The sequence below is a fragment of the Alkalithermobacter paradoxus genome, assembly GCA_002029295.1.
GTDB lineage: Bacteria > Bacillota > Clostridia > Peptostreptococcales > Peptostreptococcaceae > Alkalithermobacter > Alkalithermobacter paradoxus.
In genome coordinates this window covers 1-579 of record MZGW01000036.1, presented here as the reverse complement: position 1 = coordinate 579, position 579 = coordinate 1, and the positions used below count along the sequence as shown (strand labels likewise).

Sequence of the window (579 nt, the reverse complement as noted above, 5' to 3'; positions counted from 1 at the left end):
GTGGTTACTATAGCAAAGAGGATACACCTGTTCCCATTCCGAACACAGAAGTTAAGCTCTTTTGCGCCGATGGTACTTGGAGGGAAGCCTCCTGGGAGAGTAGGACGTAGCCAGATAATCTTTTTTTGTTTTTTGCAAACAAGTAACTATAATCTATTAGTTTAGAGAGAATATCTCTCTAAATAGAATTATTAAGGGACATTTGACATTACATCTGGGGATATTATTTACCAGTTATATTTTACCAGAGGTTTGTCATTTGTCTCTTTTTTGCATAAAAAATGTTGATTTTTATTTGCCACACTAAATATTATAGAGCTAGATTCTTTTGTTATATTTTGTATAGAAAGTATTTACAAGATGCAAAATTGTAGCATTATAACATCAATACATATTTTCACCAATGAATATACCCAATACGTAGGAAGTTTACATATAAATATAGAATATACATATTAATGCTAAAATAACATTGTACAAAGTTGCTAATATTTTTATGTACAACACTAACAAGATTTTTTATAGTATTAATGGGTGATGAATATGATTCTAAAGATGAACATTAATACTGAAATAGAC

1 rRNA gene is annotated in these 579 nt (G+C 29.5%); it reads left to right on the top strand.

From position 1 onward, the window contains the following. The first annotated feature begins 1 nt into the window (after position 1). Positions 2 to 116, top strand: a 5S ribosomal RNA gene (gene rrf / locus CLOTH_RS10475). Positions 117 to 579 lie beyond the last annotated feature (463 nt).